The 15,821-nt window shown below is 59.8% G+C and carries 18 protein-coding genes, 1 pseudogene and 1 riboswitch; of the genes and pseudogenes, 7 read left to right on the top strand and 12 right to left on the bottom strand.

The features are described from left to right. Positions 1–103 precede the first annotated feature (103 nt). The gene (locus QLG10_RS05785; protein ID WP_248678765.1) at positions 104–1,786 is read right to left on the bottom strand and encodes a fatty acid--CoA ligase; all 1,683 of its coding nucleotides are present in this window, start codon (positions 1,784–1,786) and stop codon (positions 104–106) included. Positions 1,787–1,938: 152 nt separating this feature from the next. Continuing rightward, a complete protein-coding gene (locus tag QLG10_RS05780) occupies positions 1,939–2,568 on the bottom strand; it encodes a LysE family transporter (protein WP_110751560.1) in 630 nt (209 codons plus the stop codon). 91 nt (positions 2,569–2,659) lie between these two features. Between QLG10_RS05780 and QLG10_RS05775 the strand changes: the two are divergent. From QLG10_RS05775 to QLG10_RS05765, 3 genes and pseudogenes are all read left to right on the top strand, one after another. Next, positions 2,660–3,624 (top strand): annotated as a pseudogene (locus QLG10_RS05775) (2-hydroxyacid dehydrogenase). Positions 3,625–3,657: 33 nt separating this feature from the next. Next, positions 3,658–4,656 carry a class I SAM-dependent methyltransferase gene (locus QLG10_RS05770; protein ID WP_083349743.1) on the top strand — a complete coding sequence of 333 codons (999 nt, stop codon included), beginning with the start codon at positions 3,658–3,660 and terminating at the stop codon, positions 4,654–4,656. A 40-nt stretch (positions 4,657–4,696) separates the two neighbouring features. Beyond that, positions 4,697–4,819, top strand: a riboswitch (yybP-ykoY riboswitch). A 90-nt stretch (positions 4,820–4,909) separates the two neighbouring features. Continuing rightward, positions 4,910–5,494: a TMEM165/GDT1 family protein gene (locus QLG10_RS05765; protein ID WP_020799770.1), complete on the top strand. Its 585-nt coding sequence runs from the start codon at positions 4,910–4,912 to the stop codon at positions 5,492–5,494. Between the two features lie 138 nt (positions 5,495–5,632). Here the strand turns inward: QLG10_RS05765 and QLG10_RS05760 are convergent, their stop codons facing one another. The 4 genes from QLG10_RS05760 to QLG10_RS05745 all read right to left on the bottom strand — a co-directional run bounded on the left by QLG10_RS05760 (position 5,633) and on the right by QLG10_RS05745 (position 7,727). Further along, positions 5,633–6,451 (bottom strand): M48 family metallopeptidase, encoded by an 819-nt coding sequence (locus QLG10_RS05760; RefSeq protein ID WP_110751556.1) that lies wholly within the window; start codon positions 6,449–6,451, stop codon positions 5,633–5,635. 164 nt (positions 6,452–6,615) lie between these two features. Further along, entirely contained in the window at positions 6,616–7,239 is a 624-nt protein-coding gene (locus tag QLG10_RS05755) for an SOS response-associated peptidase (RefSeq protein ID WP_110751554.1), read from the bottom strand. A gap of 35 nt (positions 7,240–7,274) precedes the next feature. Next, a complete protein-coding gene (locus QLG10_RS05750; RefSeq protein WP_020799767.1) occupies positions 7,275–7,535 on the bottom strand; it encodes a DUF2007 domain-containing protein in 261 nt (86 codons plus the stop codon). Positions 7,536–7,544: 9 nt separating this feature from the next. Further along, entirely contained in the window at positions 7,545–7,727 is a 183-nt protein-coding gene (locus QLG10_RS05745; protein ID WP_110751552.1) for a CPXCG motif-containing cysteine-rich protein, read from the bottom strand. A gap of 139 nt (positions 7,728–7,866) precedes the next feature. Here QLG10_RS05745 and QLG10_RS05740 point away from each other — a divergent pair, with 139 nt between their 5' ends. Next, the gene (locus tag QLG10_RS05740) at positions 7,867–9,033 is read left to right on the top strand and encodes a 1-acyl-sn-glycerol-3-phosphate acyltransferase (RefSeq protein ID WP_020799765.1); all 1,167 of its coding nucleotides are present in this window, start codon (positions 7,867–7,869) and stop codon (positions 9,031–9,033) included. A gap of 175 nt (positions 9,034–9,208) precedes the next feature. Here the strand turns inward: QLG10_RS05740 and QLG10_RS05735 are convergent, their stop codons facing one another. Both QLG10_RS05735 and QLG10_RS05730 read right to left on the bottom strand, forming a co-directional pair. Then, positions 9,209–9,487: a hypothetical protein gene (locus QLG10_RS05735; protein ID WP_110751551.1), complete on the bottom strand. Its 279-nt coding sequence runs from the start codon at positions 9,485–9,487 to the stop codon at positions 9,209–9,211. Positions 9,488–9,747: 260 nt separating this feature from the next. After that, entirely contained in the window at positions 9,748–10,332 is a 585-nt protein-coding gene (locus QLG10_RS05730; RefSeq protein ID WP_282486053.1) for a YajG family lipoprotein, read from the bottom strand. Between the two features lie 199 nt (positions 10,333–10,531). On the opposite strand from QLG10_RS05730, the gene QLG10_RS05725 reads away from it, so the two are divergent. Together QLG10_RS05725 and mqo are read left to right on the top strand one after the other, a co-directional pair. Next, on the top strand, positions 10,532–10,765 hold the full coding sequence (locus QLG10_RS05725) for a hypothetical protein (protein ID WP_110751549.1): 234 nt from the start codon (positions 10,532–10,534) through the stop codon (positions 10,763–10,765). A 741-nt stretch (positions 10,766–11,506) separates the two neighbouring features. Next, positions 11,507–13,015 carry a malate dehydrogenase (quinone) gene (gene mqo / locus QLG10_RS05720; RefSeq protein WP_110751545.1) on the top strand — a complete coding sequence of 503 codons (1,509 nt, stop codon included), beginning with the start codon at positions 11,507–11,509 and terminating at the stop codon, positions 13,013–13,015. A 116-nt stretch (positions 13,016–13,131) separates the two neighbouring features. On the opposite strand, the gene QLG10_RS05715 is transcribed toward mqo, so the two are convergent. From QLG10_RS05715 to QLG10_RS05700, 4 genes are all read right to left on the bottom strand, one after another. Further along, on the bottom strand, positions 13,132–13,419 hold the full coding sequence (locus QLG10_RS05715; protein ID WP_110751543.1) for a PA4642 family protein: 288 nt from the start codon (positions 13,417–13,419) through the stop codon (positions 13,132–13,134). A gap of 63 nt (positions 13,420–13,482) precedes the next feature. Then, positions 13,483–13,968, bottom strand: a complete 486-nt coding sequence (locus QLG10_RS05710; RefSeq protein ID WP_282486050.1) for a hypothetical protein — start codon at positions 13,966–13,968, stop codon at positions 13,483–13,485. Between the two features lie 16 nt (positions 13,969–13,984). Then, on the bottom strand, positions 13,985–14,458 hold the full coding sequence (locus QLG10_RS05705) for a WbuC family cupin fold metalloprotein (protein WP_020799759.1): 474 nt from the start codon (positions 14,456–14,458) through the stop codon (positions 13,985–13,987). Between the two features lie 3 nt (positions 14,459–14,461). Next, positions 14,462–15,019: a hypoxanthine-guanine phosphoribosyltransferase gene (locus tag QLG10_RS05700; protein WP_020799757.1), complete on the bottom strand. Its 558-nt coding sequence runs from the start codon at positions 15,017–15,019 to the stop codon at positions 14,462–14,464. Positions 15,020–15,181: 162 nt separating this feature from the next. Here QLG10_RS05700 and upp point away from each other — a divergent pair, with 162 nt between their 5' ends. After that, positions 15,182–15,820 carry a uracil phosphoribosyltransferase gene (upp, locus tag QLG10_RS05695; protein ID WP_008060213.1) on the top strand — a complete coding sequence of 213 codons (639 nt, stop codon included), beginning with the start codon at positions 15,182–15,184 and terminating at the stop codon, positions 15,818–15,820. Position 15,821: the final 1 nt, after the last annotated feature.

Here is a 15,821-nt window from a genome sequence, read left to right as displayed (position 1 = left end):
CGACACCCGTCGGCCCGGCAAGAATGGCTGAAAATACGGATTTGACAAGCCAAGCGCTTGCTTGGGGGGGCTGGCGGGCCCTTTTGGGCACGCCAGGGGACGCTTAAAGCGTCGAGAGGAAGGTGCTGTTGTTGGCCTGCCATTCGGTGATGTCGACGCGAATTCGCTTCTTGTCGAGCTTACCGACACTGGTCTTGGGAATTTCAGTAACAAGGGCGATCTGGCTTGGAATGGCCCACTTGCTCAGGTGCCCCAGCTCAACGAACGGCTTGAGGTGTTCCTTGAGTTCCCGGGCGCCGATGGCATGGCCCTCGCGCAGCACCAGCAAGGCAAACGGTCGCTCGCCCCACTGCGGATCGGCAATCCCCACCACTGCTACTTCGCGTACCGCCGCATGGCGACTGATCAGGTCTTCGAGGTCCAGGGAGGAGATCCACTCGCCGCCGGTCTTGATCACATCCTTGATGCGGTCGCGAATGTCGATCACGCCCATGCTGTCCAGAGTCGCCACGTCCCCGGTGTGCAGCCAGCCACCCGCCCAGAGCTCGGCCCCCTTCTGCGGCTCGTTGAAATAGCCCTCGGTAAGCCACGGTGCGCGCAACACCAGTTCACCTTGGGTTTCCCCATCGGCGGGCAGGAAGTTGCCTTCTGTATCGACGATTGCCGCTTCCACCAGTGGCCCTGGCACACCGGCCTTGATCCGATAGGTGGTGCGTTCGTCCTCGGAGCCGGCCATCAATTCGTCATTGAGGTGAGCGCACGATACCAGTGGGCCGGTTTCCGACATGCCGTAGGCGGCGGTCAATTGAATGCCCTTGGCCTTGGCCGCATCGTACAACGCATGATTGAGCGCACTGCCACCAATGACGATTTTCCAGCCGCCGAAGTCGGTGTCCTGGGCAGCCTTGGCATTGAGGACCATTTGCAGGATGGTCGGCACGCAGTGCGAGAAGGAGACCTTTTCCTTGCGCCACAACGCCACCAGGTACTCCGGATCGTAGCGTCCCGGATACACCTGCTTGAGCCCGAGCATGGTCGCCACATAGGGCAGGCCCCAGGCATGCACGTGGAACATCGGCGTGATGGGCATGTACACGTCGTTGGTGCCCAGCAGGCGCACGCTGTCGATCGACCCCATGATCGTCGACACGCCCATGGTGTGCAGCACCAGTTGCCGATGGGTGAAGTACACGCCTTTGGGGTTGCCGGTGGTACCCGTGGTGTAGAACGTGGTCGCCACCGAGTTTTCGTCGAAGTCCTGGAAGTCGTAGTGCGGGCTTGCCGCCGCCAGCAATTGCTCGTACTCACCGACGAGGTTTGGCAGGTCGGCCGTCTTTTCCGGCAGGTCGGTCAGGAGCAGGGTTTTCTCGACCGTGGTCAGGTGCCCGGCGATCGCGTTGTACAGTCCCACGAACTCGCTGTTGACCAGGACAAAGCGGTCCACGGCGTGATTCATGGTGTAGAGGATCTGCTCCGGTGACAGGCGCACGTTGATGGTGTGGATCACCGCGCCGATCATCGGAATGGCGAACATGCATTCCAGGTATCGGTGGCTGTCCCAATCCATCACCGCCACGGTATCCCCGGGCTTGACCCCGGCAGCCGTCAGCACGTTGGCCAGCCGTGCGACCCGTTCGATCAGGGTCGGATAGCTGTAGCGCAACTGGTCGCGGTAGACGATCTCACGGGTTTTCTCATAACGCGCACCGGACATCAGCAGCCGTTTGATCAGCAGCGGATACTGGTAAGCGCCTTCGGCTGGGGGGATAACGCGAGTCTGCAACATAAGAATCCCTTTTCTGACTACTCGGTCGTGGCTGTAGAGTGAGCACTGTAGTGCCCCTGATCGCCAGCCAAATCAGCCAAAGGGATGATTTGCAAAGCCGCACGAATACCGGCATTGCGCCAGCATTCGCCGGTAAACGTGGACCGTTACGCTCAGTGCATCTCGGTCAATGCGAGTTTCACGCCAATGGCGATCAGCACCGCGCCCATGGTCCGGTCGAACCAGTGCCCCATGCGGGCGAAACCGGCGCGCACGCGCTGCTGGCTGAACAGCATGGCCACCAGGCAAAACCAGATCGCCGTTGCCACCGCCAGATAAACCCCGTAACCGGCCTGCACGGCCAGCGGCGTATGCGGGTTGATCACCACGGTGAACAGCGACAGGAAAAACAGCGTGGCTTTGGGGTTCAGGCCGTTGGTTACGAACCCGGAAGTGAAGGCGCCACGCGCGGTGCGCTCGCCGGCTTCCTTGTGCAGATCGTCTGTCACGGCCTTGGCCGGTTGCGCCCGCAGCGCCTTGAAACCGATGTAAAGCAGGTAAGCGGCGGCGGCCCATTTCAAGGCGTTGAACAGGACGATCGACTGCGACACGATCAGGCCGATGCCCAGCAGCGAGTAGCCGACGTGGAGGAAAATCGCCGTACCGACCCCAAGCGCCGTCCAGGTGCCGGCGCGACGACCATGGGTCACGCTTTCCCGTACCACCACGGCAAAGTCCGGGCCGGGGCTGGCGACGGCCAGCAGGTGAATCAGCGCAACGGTCAAGAACTCGGTCCAGTACATGAGGGCTCCTTCAGGCCAAGCGTAACTATTTATTTCATCTGGTAGGCTCGGCAGATTACGCCTTCAGTTCATTGCACAAAAGGTACAGTTGATGACGAACATTCACCGCGCTGTTTTCCTCGACCACCCGTCCCTGGACCTGGGCGATCTCGACCTCAGCCCCTTGCGCGCCTGTTTCAGCGAACTGCAGCTGTTTGCCCAGACCCTGCCCGACCAGGTGGTCGAACACCTCAAGGGCGCCACCGTCGCCATCACCAACAAGATCCGGATCGACGCGGCCGCCATCGCCGCCAGCCCCGAACTCAAACTGATCCTGATCAGCGCCACCGGCACCAATAACGTCGACCTCGAGGCCGCCCGAGCCCACGGAGTCACCGTGTGCAACTGCCAGGGGTACGGCACGCCATCGGTGGCACAACACACGATCATGCTACTGCTCAACCTGGCGACGCGCCTGGCCGACTACCAGAAAGCCGTCGGTGAAGGGCGCTGGCAACAGGCCAAACAGTTCTGCCTGCTGGATTACCCGATCGTTGAGCTGCAAGGCAAAACCCTCGGTTTGCTCGGTCACGGCGAATTGGGCGGCGCGGTCGCGCGCCTGGCCGAAGCGTTTGGCATGCGCGTGCTGCTGGGCCAGATTCCGGGTCGCCCTGCCCGGCCAGACCGCTTGCCGCTGGAGCAGCTGCTGCCGCAAATCGACGCGCTGACCCTGCACTGTCCGCTCAACGAACACACCCGTCACTTCATCGGGGTCCGTGAACTGGCGTCGATGAAGGCCGGCGCGTTCGTGGTCAACACCGCCCGCGGCGGCCTGATCGACGAGCAGGCCCTGGCCGATGCCTTGCGCAACGGTCACCTGGGAGGTGCCGCCACCGACGTGCTGAGCGTGGAGCCGCCGGTGAACGGCAATCCACTGCTGGCCCACGATATTCCCCGCCTGATCGTCACCCCACACAACGCCTGGGGCAGTCGCGAAGCGCGGCAACGAATCGTCGGCCAGTTGACCGAAACGCCCAGGGATACTTCAGCGCTAAGGCGCTGCGGGTCGTCAGTTGATAAACTGCGGCACTTTTTTCCACAGGAGCAGTTATGGATCCGCGCAGTGAAGTACTGCTTCGTCAGGCTGAATTATTCCAGGGTTCGGTGTTGTTGGCCGGTCTGCCCGCCGATGACTTGCTGGGCCGCCTGCCCGACGCCCATGGCTGGAGTTGGCACGCCGGCGATCAGGCCGCGCTGGATGCGCGCTTTGCCGAGCGCAGCCATTTCGGTGTTAATGCACCTGAGCGTGCATTTGATAGCGCCGTAGTGTTTCTACCCAAGTCCAAGGACCTGACCGACTACATCCTCAACGCACTCGCCTCGCGGCTGGCCGGTCGCGAGTTGTACCTGGTCGGAGAGAAAAAAAGCGGTATCGAAGGCGCAGCCAAACAGCTGAACCCGTTCGGCAAACCACGCAAGCTCGACAGTGCGCGGCATTGCCAGCTGTGGCTGGTCACCGTGGCCAACGCACCCGACGCCAAACCGCTGGAAAGCCTGGCCCAGACCTATGAGTTGCCGCTGGCCGAAGGCCCGTTGAAAGTCATCAGCCTGCCAGGCGTGTTCAGCCACGGCCGACTGGATCGCGGCAGTGCGCTGTTGCTGGAGCACCTGGATAAACTGCCAAGCGGCCACTTGCTGGACTTCGGTTGCGGCGCAGGGGTGTTGGGTGCGGCGGTAAAACGTCGTTATCCCCACAACCAGGTCACGTTGCTCGATGTCGACGCCTTTGCCGCTGCCAGCAGTCGCCTGACCCTGGCTGCCAACGGCCTGGAGGCAGATGTCATTACAGGTGACGGCATCGATGCGGCGCCGATGGGATTGAGCGCCATCCTGAGCAACCCACCCTTCCATGTCGGGGTGCATACCGACTATTTCGCCACAGAGAACCTGCTGCGAAAAGCAGCCAAACATCTGAAAAACGGCGGCGAACTCAGGCTTGTAGCCAATAGCTTCCTCAAGTATCAACCGCTGATCGAAGAGCACTTGGGGGTTTGTGCCATCAAGGCCGAAGGACAGGGTTTCCGTATCTACCGTGCCAAACGTGGATAAAACTTTGTGCTTGCGCAATGGATTTTGCCTAGGCAGAATCCGCTCCGTCCTAGGGGAGTAGTCTCCCACGAGCGCCATGCTCGTCCGGCATGCGTCAACATACTTGGTCAACAGGCCATGGCGCATGCGACCCAAGCGTCCGCTTCAGACGGATCGCAGGGTTTGACAAGACCTATGACACGAACACCTTACCCGGGGCGGGAAGGCTGTACGTGTCATAGCCGTGTCGACCCGCCCCTTAGGAAAACCCCTGATGCTGGATTCACTACTGGTCCCCACCGCAATCGTTGCCTTGGCCGAAATCGGCGACAAGACGCAATTGCTCGCGCTCATTCTCGCCGCCCGCTTCCGCAAACCCTGGCCGATCATCGCCGGCATCGTCGCCGCGACCCTGGCCAACCATGCGGCGGCCGGCGCGGTAGGCGCCTGGGTCGGCAGCTTCTTCTCGGATACGATGCTGCACTGGATTCTCGCCGCCAGCTTTGCCGCGACGGCGCTGTGGACCCTGGTGCCGGACAAAATGGACGATGACGAAGCCAGTACCGCCCGCAAGTTCGGACCGTTCCTGACCACGTTGATTGCGTTTTTCCTCGCCGAAATCGGCGACAAGACCCAGATCGCGACCGTGATGCTCGCCGCGCAATACCCTGAACTGTGGCTGGTGATCATCGGCACCACCCTCGGCATGCTGATTGCCAACGTGCCGGTGGTTCTGGCGGGTAACTTTGCCGCGGACAAACTGCCATTGACGTTGATCCGTCGACTGGCCGCGTCGGCGTTTTTCGTCCTGGCGATTGTCGCGGTGTACAAGGCGATGCAGAGCAGCGGGTGGGTTTGACGGCGTAGGTCGGTAGACCGCGTTAACGTTCTTCGTCGGAACGCCGCCCGGAGCAAGCTCGCTCCTACAGATGGAACGCGCTCCCCTGTAGGATCGAGGCTTGCCCGCGAAGGCGGCAGCGGTCTCAATGCATATTTATCAGTGATTCCTGGCCCGCTCGTAAAGCGGCATGACTTTCGGAATCGCCGCCTGCAACGAAGCAATACGACTGGACGAAGCCGGGTGAGTGCTCATGAACTCCGGCGGCGAACCTTCCGAGGCCTTGGCCATCTTGTTCCACAAGGTGATCGCAGCGTTCGGGTCGTAGCCGGCACGGGCGGCCAGCTCGAGACCGATCAGGTCGGCTTCGTTTTCATTGGACCGACTGTTCGGCAAGGTCATGCCGTAGTTGGCCACGGCATCCGCCAGCGCCAGGCTACCCTGGCCCAGGCCAAACAAGGCACCGGCGCCCTGCTTGGCCATTTCGATGCCATAGGCCTTGGACATCGCCTCTCGACCGTGCTCGCGTAGGGCGTGGGCGATTTCGTGACCCAGGATGGCGGCGATTTCGTCGTCGGTCAGCTGCAGCTTGTCCATCAGGCCGGTATAGAAAATGATTTTGCCACCGGGCCCACAATTGGCATTGAGCTCATCGCTCTTGATCAGATTGACTTCCCACTTCCACTGGGCCGAATCCGGACGGAAAACCGGAGCCTGGGCAATCAGCCGATCGGAAATCAACTGGATGCGCTTGGCATCACTGCTGGTCTTGTCCAGCACACCCTTGCTGTTCGCCTCGCCCACCGTATTCTGATAAGACTGGGCGTACATCTGATTGACCTCATCAGTGGACAGCATGCTGAACATGTATTGCTTGCGCTCAACACCCACGGCGCCACCGCTGGTGGTATTGACCGACTGGCAGCCGGCGAGCAGCAGCGCTGCGCCCAGAGCACCTACAACCAAAATCTTGTTCATCGAAAAACTCCATGAAAACTGCCGCCTATCCTAGGCGTGGAAATGTATCGACGCCAGATACACTGGAATTAAGACGTTTTTTTCAGGCAAAGCTCTCATCGACGCAGGAAAAAATTCACAGCCCCGCCCATCCAATGCAGGAGCCGCCGCAGGCTGCGATCTTTTCAACCCGGCGTAAGACACTCCGGCCCATTGAGCTTCGGATCATTGACCATGTTGGCCAGCACCCGCTCACGCAACGCAGCAGGTTCGCTGGCGAGCAACGCTTGCAGGGCATGCAGCGGGGTTTCGGGATCGAGCCAGATTTGCTGCCCCACTTCATCGAGAATCAACGGTCGACGCTGACTCGCCGCCGGTTGCGTGATCACCGCCGTGCTCAGCCACACCTGTTCCTGCACCGGATAGGCCTCCCAGATGGCGGCAAAAAACAACGATGAGCCCTCCCCCGGTGTCAGCCAGTACGGCCGCTTGCGAGTGGTGCCGCGCCATTCGTAGAAACCGTTGGCCGGCAACAGGCAGCGGCGCTCGCGCAAGGCTTGGCGAAACATCGGCTGTTCGGCGACGGTTTCGGCCCGCGCATGGGCCGGAGTGCGGGACAAGTCGGTCAGCCACGGCGGGGTCAGGCCCCAGCGGGCACGGGCCAGTTCACGCTGCCCGTGCGGACCTGCCCGCAGCATCAGCACCGAATCGTTGGGAGAAATGTTCCACTGGGCCTGCTGATCGGCCGGAAAACCTGGCAGGGTCGCGAAGTCGCGATTCCAGCGAAACAGGGCATAACGTCCACACATGGGGATGCACGACTCTTGATCAAACGAACGCCAGCCTAACAGACCAGCGTGCCGGGAAAGCTGTCCGGTTCATCGCCAGACAGCGGCAGCGCAGCATTGTACGCAGTGATCAGCTCACGGGCGTATTCAGCCTGGTCATTTTCCACCGCCAGTCCCAGCAGGCCGAAGATCGGCAATTCACCCGTGGCGCCCACCAGATCGCGCCCTACCAGGTGCGCCTCGACACCCTCGCTGGCGAGCATGCCCTGCAGCAACTCGCCTTCCATCAGGTTTTCCGGTTCGTAGATTCGCTGCATGGGCGCCTCTCACTCGTTTTCACTGAAGACCTCAAGAAACCAATCCTCTCCGTGAACCTGCAACACGAACGTGATCGGCCGACAACATACCTGACAGTCCTCGATATAGGTCTGATCGCCGCCGGACAAGTCCACCGTCGTTTCGACTTCTTCACCACAATACGGACATTCATACTGCGCAGATTCCAGCATCGCGGTCTCCCAGGTGACTTGTGCGTATAATCGCCGGTCTATTTGCAGGGCTATTTTTGTCTGGCTACTTTTTCAGACCGTGCCCTGCTGGTTTTCGATCAAAACCTTTACTTACCCTAGCCGTTTCTAACAAGAGAGCATGATGGGCGAATTCGATGCCATCCGACCTTACGACGATAGCGAAGTCCCAGCGGTGCTGGCACGACTGCTCGGCGACAAGGCGTTTCTAGATATCCTCACCCACTTCCGCTTTCCGCGTTTTGCCGGCGCCTTAGGCTGGGCGCTCAAACCCCTTATAGCTCATCGGCTACGCCGTGAGTTCGCCGGTATCACGTCGGTGGCCACCCTGCAGGACAAAGTCGAGTACTACGTAGACCACACGATCGAGCGCGCCACGGACGGTGTGACGTATACCGGCGTGGAGCAATTCAAGTCCGGCAGTGCCTATCTGTTCATCGCCAACCACCGCGACATCGTGATGGACCCGGCCTTCGTCAATTACGCCGTGTACCACGCCGGCCTGCCGACCCCGCGCATCGCCATCGGTGACAACCTGCTGCAAAAGCCCTTTGTCAGCGATCTCATGCGCTTGAACAAGAGCTTCATCGTGCACCGTTCGATCACCGGACGTCGCGAGAAGATGGCGGCGTACCAACTGCTGTCGGCGTACATCAATCATTCGATCCGCAACGATTGCGCCTCGATCTGGATCGCCCAGGCCGAAGGCCGTGCCAAGGACGGCGACGACCGCACCGAGTCGGCGATCCTGAAGATGTTCCACATGAGCCGCAAGGACGAGCCGTTCGGCGAGGTCATCCGCTCGCTGAACCTGACCCCCGTGTCGATCAGCTACGAGTACGACCCCTGCGACCAGGCCAAAGCCCGCGAACTCTACATCCGCGCCACCACCGGCAGCTACACCAAGGCTCCGGGCGAGGATGACGTGAGCATCGCCAAGGGCATCACCGGCTACAAGGGCCGGGTGCACGTGAACTTTGCGGCACCCATCACCGAGTTGTTCGAAGACACCAAGCAATTGGCGATCGAGATGGACAAGCAGATCCTTGGCGGTTACCGCTTGTTCCCGGTGCACTACCTGGCCTACGCCCAATGGCAAGGTGCCGATCCGCAACTGCAGGTGCCAAGCGCCAGCAAGCTGTTCCCGGCCGACGAACTGGCCAAGGCTCAGGAACAATGGCAGCAACGCCTGGATGCCTGCCCCGAGGAGCATCGCCCGTACCTGGTGCTGCAATATGCGAACCCGGTGCGCAATCAGTATCGGGTCAAGGCTGGATTGCCGCTTTAACTGATTGTGGCGAGGGGATTCATCCCCGTTGGACTGCGAAGCAGTCCCAAAACCTGTGACTGCGATATTTCTGATTCATCGCATTCTCAGGGTTTGCGGCTGCTTCGCAGCCGAACGGGGATAAATCCCCTCGCCACAAAAGAACCCTTCACCACACCCCCCTCACCACAATGATTCAGACGCGCGTACTGATCCAGGATACGAGCAGCGCCAAACTGAGGCAGGCAAAACCGAAGCGATAGAAAAAACGATTCATGCGCAGGGTTGCCCAATCCAGCGTCGGTTCCTGACTTGGACTGCTCTGGCGCTGCGCCTGGAGACTGGCCATCGCGCGCTGTTCGCGGCGACGCGTGGCGTGCAGCAGCCAACTGCCCGGGAAGGCCAGCAGCAAAGCCAGCAAATTGATCAATTTTGCGGGATGGGCGGTAAACAGCGTCATCAAATGCAGCGACATTACGAACCTCAAACAAAACAGGTAGGGCAGACGCCGACCGACGACCGCGGCCGTGATTCTACCGAATGCCTTGCAGCCTTCCCTGTCTTTCCGACAATTAACGCCGTTTTGCTCAAGACCGCCTGCGATCCTTTTGTAGGAGCTGCCGCAGGCTGCGATCTTTTGACTTTGCTTTTGGGGGATTTGGAACTGCCGAAGATCAAGGTCAAAAGATCGTCCGAACGCGGCCCGAACCTTCGGCAGCTCCTACGGGGCTCGCATTACTCGCCGAGAACCTGACCCACGGTTGGATCCTTGAACAAGCGGGTCAACGCATCGCTCAACACGTCGCTGACCAGCTTGGTGTTGGTTTCCTGGTTGGGTGCCATGCCAAAACGCTGGTCGAGGGACGCGCCGTAGCGACCGCTGTAGCGACGGTTGGCATTCTGTACATCGGAACGGAACGTCGCCCCAATGGTTGCCTCGGTCACGTACATCCCTTCTTTCGGCGACTGGTACTTCAATTCGGCCAGGGTCACGGTGATTTGTGGCGCGTTCAGCGCATTCGCCGTCGGGGTAAAGCCCAGCAAACGCACGGCCGCTTCAGCCTGCGCCTGCAGTTTCGGGAGGATCTGCGCGCCCTGCACGGTAATCGCGCTGGTCTCCGGGTACAGGCCGCCACGGGTGCCCAGGGTTGGCGACGGGCGCCCGTTGACCACTCGCACCACCACCGGCTGGCCGTGGCCAACCGGCGCCAATTGAGCCGTCAGCTTGGGTTCCGGGTTCAGTTGTTGCGGGCTGTGGGCGCAGCCGACCAACGTCAAGCTGGTCACAGTGATCAAACCGAACAACAGGCGTTGCAACATTCTCTTCTCTCCAGAATCAGGCACTAACAGGTCCGCAGTATAGCGGTGCGCCGCTGCAGCGAACCAGCGCAACCAGTGCAGAAAATTCTGACAAAACTTTCAGAAACCCCTTCGTGTCACGCAACTGTCACCCTCCCTACACTTGCACGTAACGGCTCACTGCGATTCTTGATAACAGTCACTCAGAAGGTACTTTGCCATGCGCTTTCTCGTTTCGCTGTTCGCCCCACGCCCAAGGCACCGCAGCTTTGCCCTGCTCGACAGCAACGGGCATTGCCAGGCATTCAAGCAGTGCAGCCTCCAGCCCATGGGCGATGGCTGGGTCGAAATCGAAGAAATTCGCCTCAACTGGTTGCACCAACCGCTGCCCGCCAGTGCGCGTGTCAGCCAGCCCCCATCGCGCTCACGGGTACAAAACCTGATGGCGACCTGACCAGACGCCTAATAAAAGTCATTAAACACGACCAATTCCCTGCGTTTCTTCGCTACAATCTCCCCCCGATTATAAGGACGTCTCCTGATCGGGCCTCGCAGCATCGTCAATGCTTCGGTTTTGGCACCCCGCACCGCCCACAGAGAGCCGCCCACACAGATCGAGTGAAGCTGGCGCGCTTGCTGTTCCTCAAGCACAACCTCCACTTTTCGCGAATCTGCAGAGCTGTCATTACGCTCGGTCACTGAGCTGTTTGCCCGTATTGCCTGCCTGGGTTCCCCCTGGCGACCAATCATCCGGGCACGGTGCCAGGCTGGGACAGCCCTTTTTTGAGGTTCACGTCTTCAAAAGAGCGTGAAAAAAACGGGTTTTCACAACTTCACAAGAGTGTGGCGAGCAAATGAATAGTTTTGCGTCTGAATATGCACCATTAGCGTCCAGTACAGCCCAACGACACAGGACCGAGTACACCTCGAATACCGGAGCCTGAAGCCTGTCCGCTACGGATTTGGTTGCACAAGCGGATGTATCGACCATAAGTCGAATTGCCAGTCGCACGTTGAAATGAGTTCATGGGACTCTTATTAGACCCGGCAGGTAGCGTCCGTCGAAGTTGCGAAAAATTGCGAAGATTCGGACATGGCGATCCTGCCATGGGTACCTGGGGCAACACAGACACGCCCCGTCACTCCTGGCAGCCATGCCGTCAATTTGGTGCTGCAGATTTTGGAGACGCGTTAAATGGCGCATAACGAAGCAGTCGACGTAGTACTGGTAGGGGCCGGCATCATGAGCGCCACCCTCGCGGTATTGCTCAAAGAGCTCGACCCCGCGATCAAGCTGGAAGTCGTCGAGCTGATGGATTCCGGTGCCGCGGAGAGTTCCAACCCGTGGAACAACGCCGGTACCGGTCACGCCGGCCTGTGCGAGCTGAACTACACGCCGCAGGCTGCCGATGGCACCGTCGACATCAAGAAAGCCGTGCACATCAACACCCAGTTCGAGGTGTCGAAGCAATTCTGGTCATACCTGACCAAGAAGGGCACGTTCGGCTCGTGCAAATCATTCATCAGCCCGGTGCCACACCTGAGTTTCGTGCAGGGCGAGAGCGGCGTGTCGTTCCTCAAGGAACGCTTCAACGTGCTGCATAAGCACCACGCCTTCGCCGATATGGAATATACCGAAGACAAGGCCAAGATGGCCGAGTGGATGCCGCTGATGATGCCGGGGCGCGATCCTGGTGAAATTCTTGCGGCCACTCGCGTGATCAACGGTACCGACGTCAACTTCGGTGCCCTGACCAACCAGTTGCTCAAGCACCTGACCAGCGCTCCCGATGCCCAGGTCAAATACTGCAAGCGCGTAACCGGCCTCAAGCGCAACAACGGCGGCTGGACCGTCAGCATCAAGGACGTCAACAGCGGCAACAGCCGTGAAGTCGACGCCAAGTTCGTCTTCCTCGGTGCGGGTGGCGCGGCATTGCCGCTGTTGCAGGCTTCGGGCATCGAAGAGAGCAAAGGCTTCGGCGGTTTCCCGATCAGTGGCCAATGGCTGCGTTGCGACAACCCGGAAGTGGTCAAGCACCACCAGGCCAAGGTCTACAGCCAGGCTGCCGTGGGCTCGCCACCGATGTCCGTCCCACACCTGGACACCCGCGTCGTCGACGGCAAGAAATCCCTGCTGTTCGGACCATACGCCGGTTTCACCACCAAGTTCCTCAAGCACGGCTCCTTCATGGACCTGCCGATGTCGGTTCGCGCTGGCAACATCGGCCCGATGCTGGCGGTGGCGAAAAACAACATGGACCTGACCAAGTACCTGGTCAGCGAAGTAATGCAGTCGATGGAGCAGCGCTTGGAGTCCCTGCGTCGCTTCTACCCTGAAGCGAAAGCCGAAGATTGGCGCCTGGAAGTGGCCGGCCAACGGGTGCAGATCATCAAGAAAGACCCGAAAAAAGGCGGCGTCCTGCAATTCGGTACCGAACTGGTCGCGGCCAAGGACGGTTCCCTTGCCGCCCTGCTCGGCGCCTCGCCAGGTGCTTCGGTAACGGTTTCGATCATGTTGGAACTGATCGAAAAATGCTTCCCGGGCAAAGCCAAGGGTGAATGGGCTGCCAAGCTGGCAGAGATCTTCCCGGCGCGGGAGAAAGTCCTCGAAACCGACGCGGCGCTCTATCGCAAGATCAACACGCAGAACAACGTCGCCCTGGAACTGGTTGAAGCCAGCAGCGAGACTGAAAGCTACGCTTGATCCGGCCCCATGAAAAACGCCCCGTCCATCATTGATGGCGGGGCGTTTTTTTTATGCCGGATGAAACGAATATCGCTGTTCCACCTGACTTTGTGGCGAGGTTCGCCACAGATGGATCAGCCGCGCGCCTTTTCGATCAGCTCGATGTATTCCTGTGCATTGCGCTGATCCTGGATCAGTGCGATGAAGGTTTTGCCATGTTCGTCCTTGCCGTTCACGTCATAACCGGCCTCGACAAAGAACGTCAGGAAACGCTCGAAGTCGTCGATCCGCAGACCACGGTACGCCTTGATCAGCTTGTGCAGGGACGGAGAAGTCGCGTCGACCGGTTCGAAATCGAGGAACAACTTGATCTGCTCATCGCCGATCTCGTCACCAATCACTTGTTTCTTATCTTTACGCATTGCCGACTCCAGCTCGCAGACATTTCACGGGGCGGGCAGTTTACCCCTGCGCGGGCGCCGGGCTCAACGCGGACGAACAGCCCCGGTGTGCAGATCGGCCCAGATGTGGCCGTTGGCGTAGCTGAGAAACTGACAATACACCGTGTCGTTACGCAACAAGTCCATGATTACCCGGTATTGAGCCTGCGGGTAAAAAAGCGTCAGCGTCTTGCTCTTTTCGTCGTAGAGCGGTTTTTTCAGGCTTTTGCTTTCGCCATCGAAATTGACCAGCACCTGACTGATGGTCGCCCCCTTGTTCAAGGATTTGCCCTTGAGGCGGATCATCAGCGGCGAGGTGACGGGGATCGGCTGCTGGCTGGACTGACGCTGACTGCCGACCACCACCGAATACTCGGTGACTTGCAGCAGTTGTTGCTGCTCTGGTTGCGCATCACGCAGGGCCAAGTCGTCCGGCGGCAGGAATTGAGCGTGCATGGGCACGGGGGCGGCGGCCAGGGGCAGGCTGAGGGTCAGCAACAGGGCGGCGCAGCAACGGATCAACAGGTTCATGAAAAGCTCCAAGTGATCAATCGAACTGCGCGCGCATCCAGGCCTGATACTCGGCAACACCGGGTTCGCCTTCACGTGGCGCCCAGTGCGCCAGTTCACCTTCGCCCACCGGGCGATAGGGACCCGCCTTGCACTCGAACATCAGGCTATCGGCTTCGAGCACCACCAGCCCGTGGAACACGCCCGTAGGCAAGTCCACGCCGACACAGTCGCCACCGGCCTGCAGCACCGTCTTGCTCAGGACTGCGCCCGACTCATCGAAGATCAATACGCCCAGCCGCCCCTTGAGCACCAGCAAGGTTTCAGCCTTGTTGTCGCCCAGGTGACGATGAGGCGGGATATACGTCGAGGGTTGCAAGCCCACGGCCATGCGATGGCAGGCGTCTTCCATCTGGTGGAAGTTGTGATGCTGGCGTCCACGAGGGTTGGCCGCCGCTTTCTCGGCCAATTCGGCGAACAGGGTGTGGTCAAGAAAGCGAGGCGAGGTCATGTCTTACATTCCTTTAACGGCAAAAATCCCGTTGGCGTTGCGCCAGTAGCCTTTGTAGTCCATGCCGTAGCCGAAGATGTAACGGTCGATGCACGGCAAACCGACGAAATCCGCCTTCAGGTCCGGACGAGCCTTGCGGTCGTGGTCTTTGTCGATCAGCACGGCAGTGTGCACTTTACGCGCGCCAGCGTGCTTGCAGAAGTCGATGATGGCACCCAGGGTGTGACCTTCGTCAAGGATATCGTCGATGATCAGCACGTCTCGGTCGATGAACGACACTTCAGGCTTGGCTTTCCAGAACAGTTCGCCGCCGCTGGTTTCGTTGCGATAGCGGGTGGCGTGCAGGTAGGAGGCTTCCAGCGGGAATTGCAGATGGGTGAGCAGTTTGCCGGAGAAAATCAACCCGCCGTTCATCACGCAGAACACCACCGGATTGCTGTCCGCCAATTGTTCGTTGATTTGCGCACCGACACGGGCGATGGCCGCCTCGACTTCAGCTTCGGTGTACAGGCAGTCAGCCTCTCGCATGATTTGACGGATATGCTCGAGATCAGCGGACATAGCGCTCTCCAGGGGGGGCAGTTTCGGAAAAGTCGGCAAAGGTACGCATCAAGTGAGGCCAGATCAAGCGATTGTGGACTAACGTACTCTATGTCTATAGGACATCACCCTCGGATAGATTAATCTAGCCCGGTTTTTTTGCCCGCCGCCGGAGCCTTTCCCATGCCCATCCTCGAGATCCGCCACCCGCTGATCCGTCACAAACTTGGCCTAATGCGCCGCGCAGACATCAGCACGAAGAATTTCCGCGAGCTCGCTCAGGAAGTCGGCGCCCTGCTGACCTATGAAGCCACCAAAGACCTGCCGCTGGAAACCTACGATATCGAAGGTTGGTGCGGCACCGTGTCGGTCGAGAAAATCGCCGGCAAGAAAATTACCGTCGTGCCGATCCTGCGTGCCGGTATCGGCATGCTCGAAGGCGTGCTGAGCCTGATCCCGGGCGCCAAAGTCAGCGCCGTGGGCGTGGCCCGCAACGAGGAAACCCTCGAAGCCCACACCTACCTCGAGAAGCTCGTACCGGAAATCGACGAACGCCTGGCCATGATCATCGACCCGATGCTCGCCACCGGCGGCTCGATGGTAGCCACCATCGATCTACTGAAAAAAGCCGGTTGCAAAGACATCCGTGCCATGGTCCTGGTCGCTGCACCAGAAGGTATTGCCGTGGTCGAGAAAGCTCACCCGGACGTGATCATCTACACCGCGTCCATTGACCAGAAGCTCAACGAACACGGTTACATCATCCCGGGCCTGGGCGATGCGGGCGACAAGATCTTCGGCACCAAGCAGAAGGACGCGTGAG

The sequence above is a fragment of the Pseudomonas sp. V98_8 genome (assembly GCF_029967975.1).
In the GTDB taxonomy this organism is placed as follows: domain Bacteria; phylum Pseudomonadota; class Gammaproteobacteria; order Pseudomonadales; family Pseudomonadaceae; genus Aquipseudomonas; species Aquipseudomonas umsongensis.
This window is presented reverse-complemented; position numbering and strand designations above follow the sequence as displayed.

Excerpts from the sequence above, each read along its gene's own strand:
- QLG10_RS05785 (WP_248678765.1), bottom strand. The coding sequence starts at position 1,786 with ATGTTGCAGACTCGCGTTATCCCCCCAGCCGAAGGCGCTTACCAGTAT.
- QLG10_RS05780 (WP_110751560.1), bottom strand. The coding sequence starts at position 2,568 with ATGTACTGGACCGAGTTCTTGACCGTTGCGCTGATTCACCTGCTGGCC.
- QLG10_RS05770 (WP_083349743.1), top strand. The coding sequence starts at position 3,658 with ATGGATCCGCGCAGTGAAGTACTGCTTCGTCAGGCTGAATTATTCCAG.
- QLG10_RS05765 (WP_020799770.1), top strand. The coding sequence starts at position 4,910 with ATGCTGGATTCACTACTGGTCCCCACCGCAATCGTTGCCTTGGCCGAA.
- QLG10_RS05760 (WP_110751556.1), bottom strand. The coding sequence starts at position 6,451 with ATGAACAAGATTTTGGTTGTAGGTGCTCTGGGCGCAGCGCTGCTGCTC.
- QLG10_RS05755 (WP_110751554.1), bottom strand. The coding sequence starts at position 7,239 with ATGTGTGGACGTTATGCCCTGTTTCGCTGGAATCGCGACTTCGCGACC.
- QLG10_RS05750 (WP_020799767.1), bottom strand. The coding sequence starts at position 7,535 with ATGCAGCGAATCTACGAACCGGAAAACCTGATGGAAGGCGAGTTGCTG.
- QLG10_RS05745 (WP_110751552.1), bottom strand. The coding sequence starts at position 7,727 with ATGCTGGAATCTGCGCAGTATGAATGTCCGTATTGTGGTGAAGAAGTC.
- QLG10_RS05740 (WP_020799765.1), top strand. The coding sequence starts at position 7,867 with ATGATGGGCGAATTCGATGCCATCCGACCTTACGACGATAGCGAAGTC.
- QLG10_RS05735 (WP_110751551.1), bottom strand. The coding sequence starts at position 9,487 with ATGTCGCTGCATTTGATGACGCTGTTTACCGCCCATCCCGCAAAATTG.
- QLG10_RS05730 (WP_282486053.1), bottom strand. The coding sequence starts at position 10,332 with ATGTTGCAACGCCTGTTGTTCGGTTTGATCACTGTGACCAGCTTGACG.
- QLG10_RS05725 (WP_110751549.1), top strand. The coding sequence starts at position 10,532 with ATGCGCTTTCTCGTTTCGCTGTTCGCCCCACGCCCAAGGCACCGCAGC.
- mqo (WP_110751545.1), top strand. The coding sequence starts at position 11,507 with ATGGCGCATAACGAAGCAGTCGACGTAGTACTGGTAGGGGCCGGCATC.
- QLG10_RS05715 (WP_110751543.1), bottom strand. The coding sequence starts at position 13,419 with ATGCGTAAAGATAAGAAACAAGTGATTGGTGACGAGATCGGCGATGAG.
- QLG10_RS05710 (WP_282486050.1), bottom strand. The coding sequence starts at position 13,968 with ATGAACCTGTTGATCCGTTGCTGCGCCGCCCTGTTGCTGACCCTCAGC.
- QLG10_RS05705 (WP_020799759.1), bottom strand. The coding sequence starts at position 14,458 with ATGACCTCGCCTCGCTTTCTTGACCACACCCTGTTCGCCGAATTGGCC.
- QLG10_RS05700 (WP_020799757.1), bottom strand. The coding sequence starts at position 15,019 with ATGTCCGCTGATCTCGAGCATATCCGTCAAATCATGCGAGAGGCTGAC.
- upp (WP_008060213.1), top strand. The coding sequence starts at position 15,182 with ATGCCCATCCTCGAGATCCGCCACCCGCTGATCCGTCACAAACTTGGC.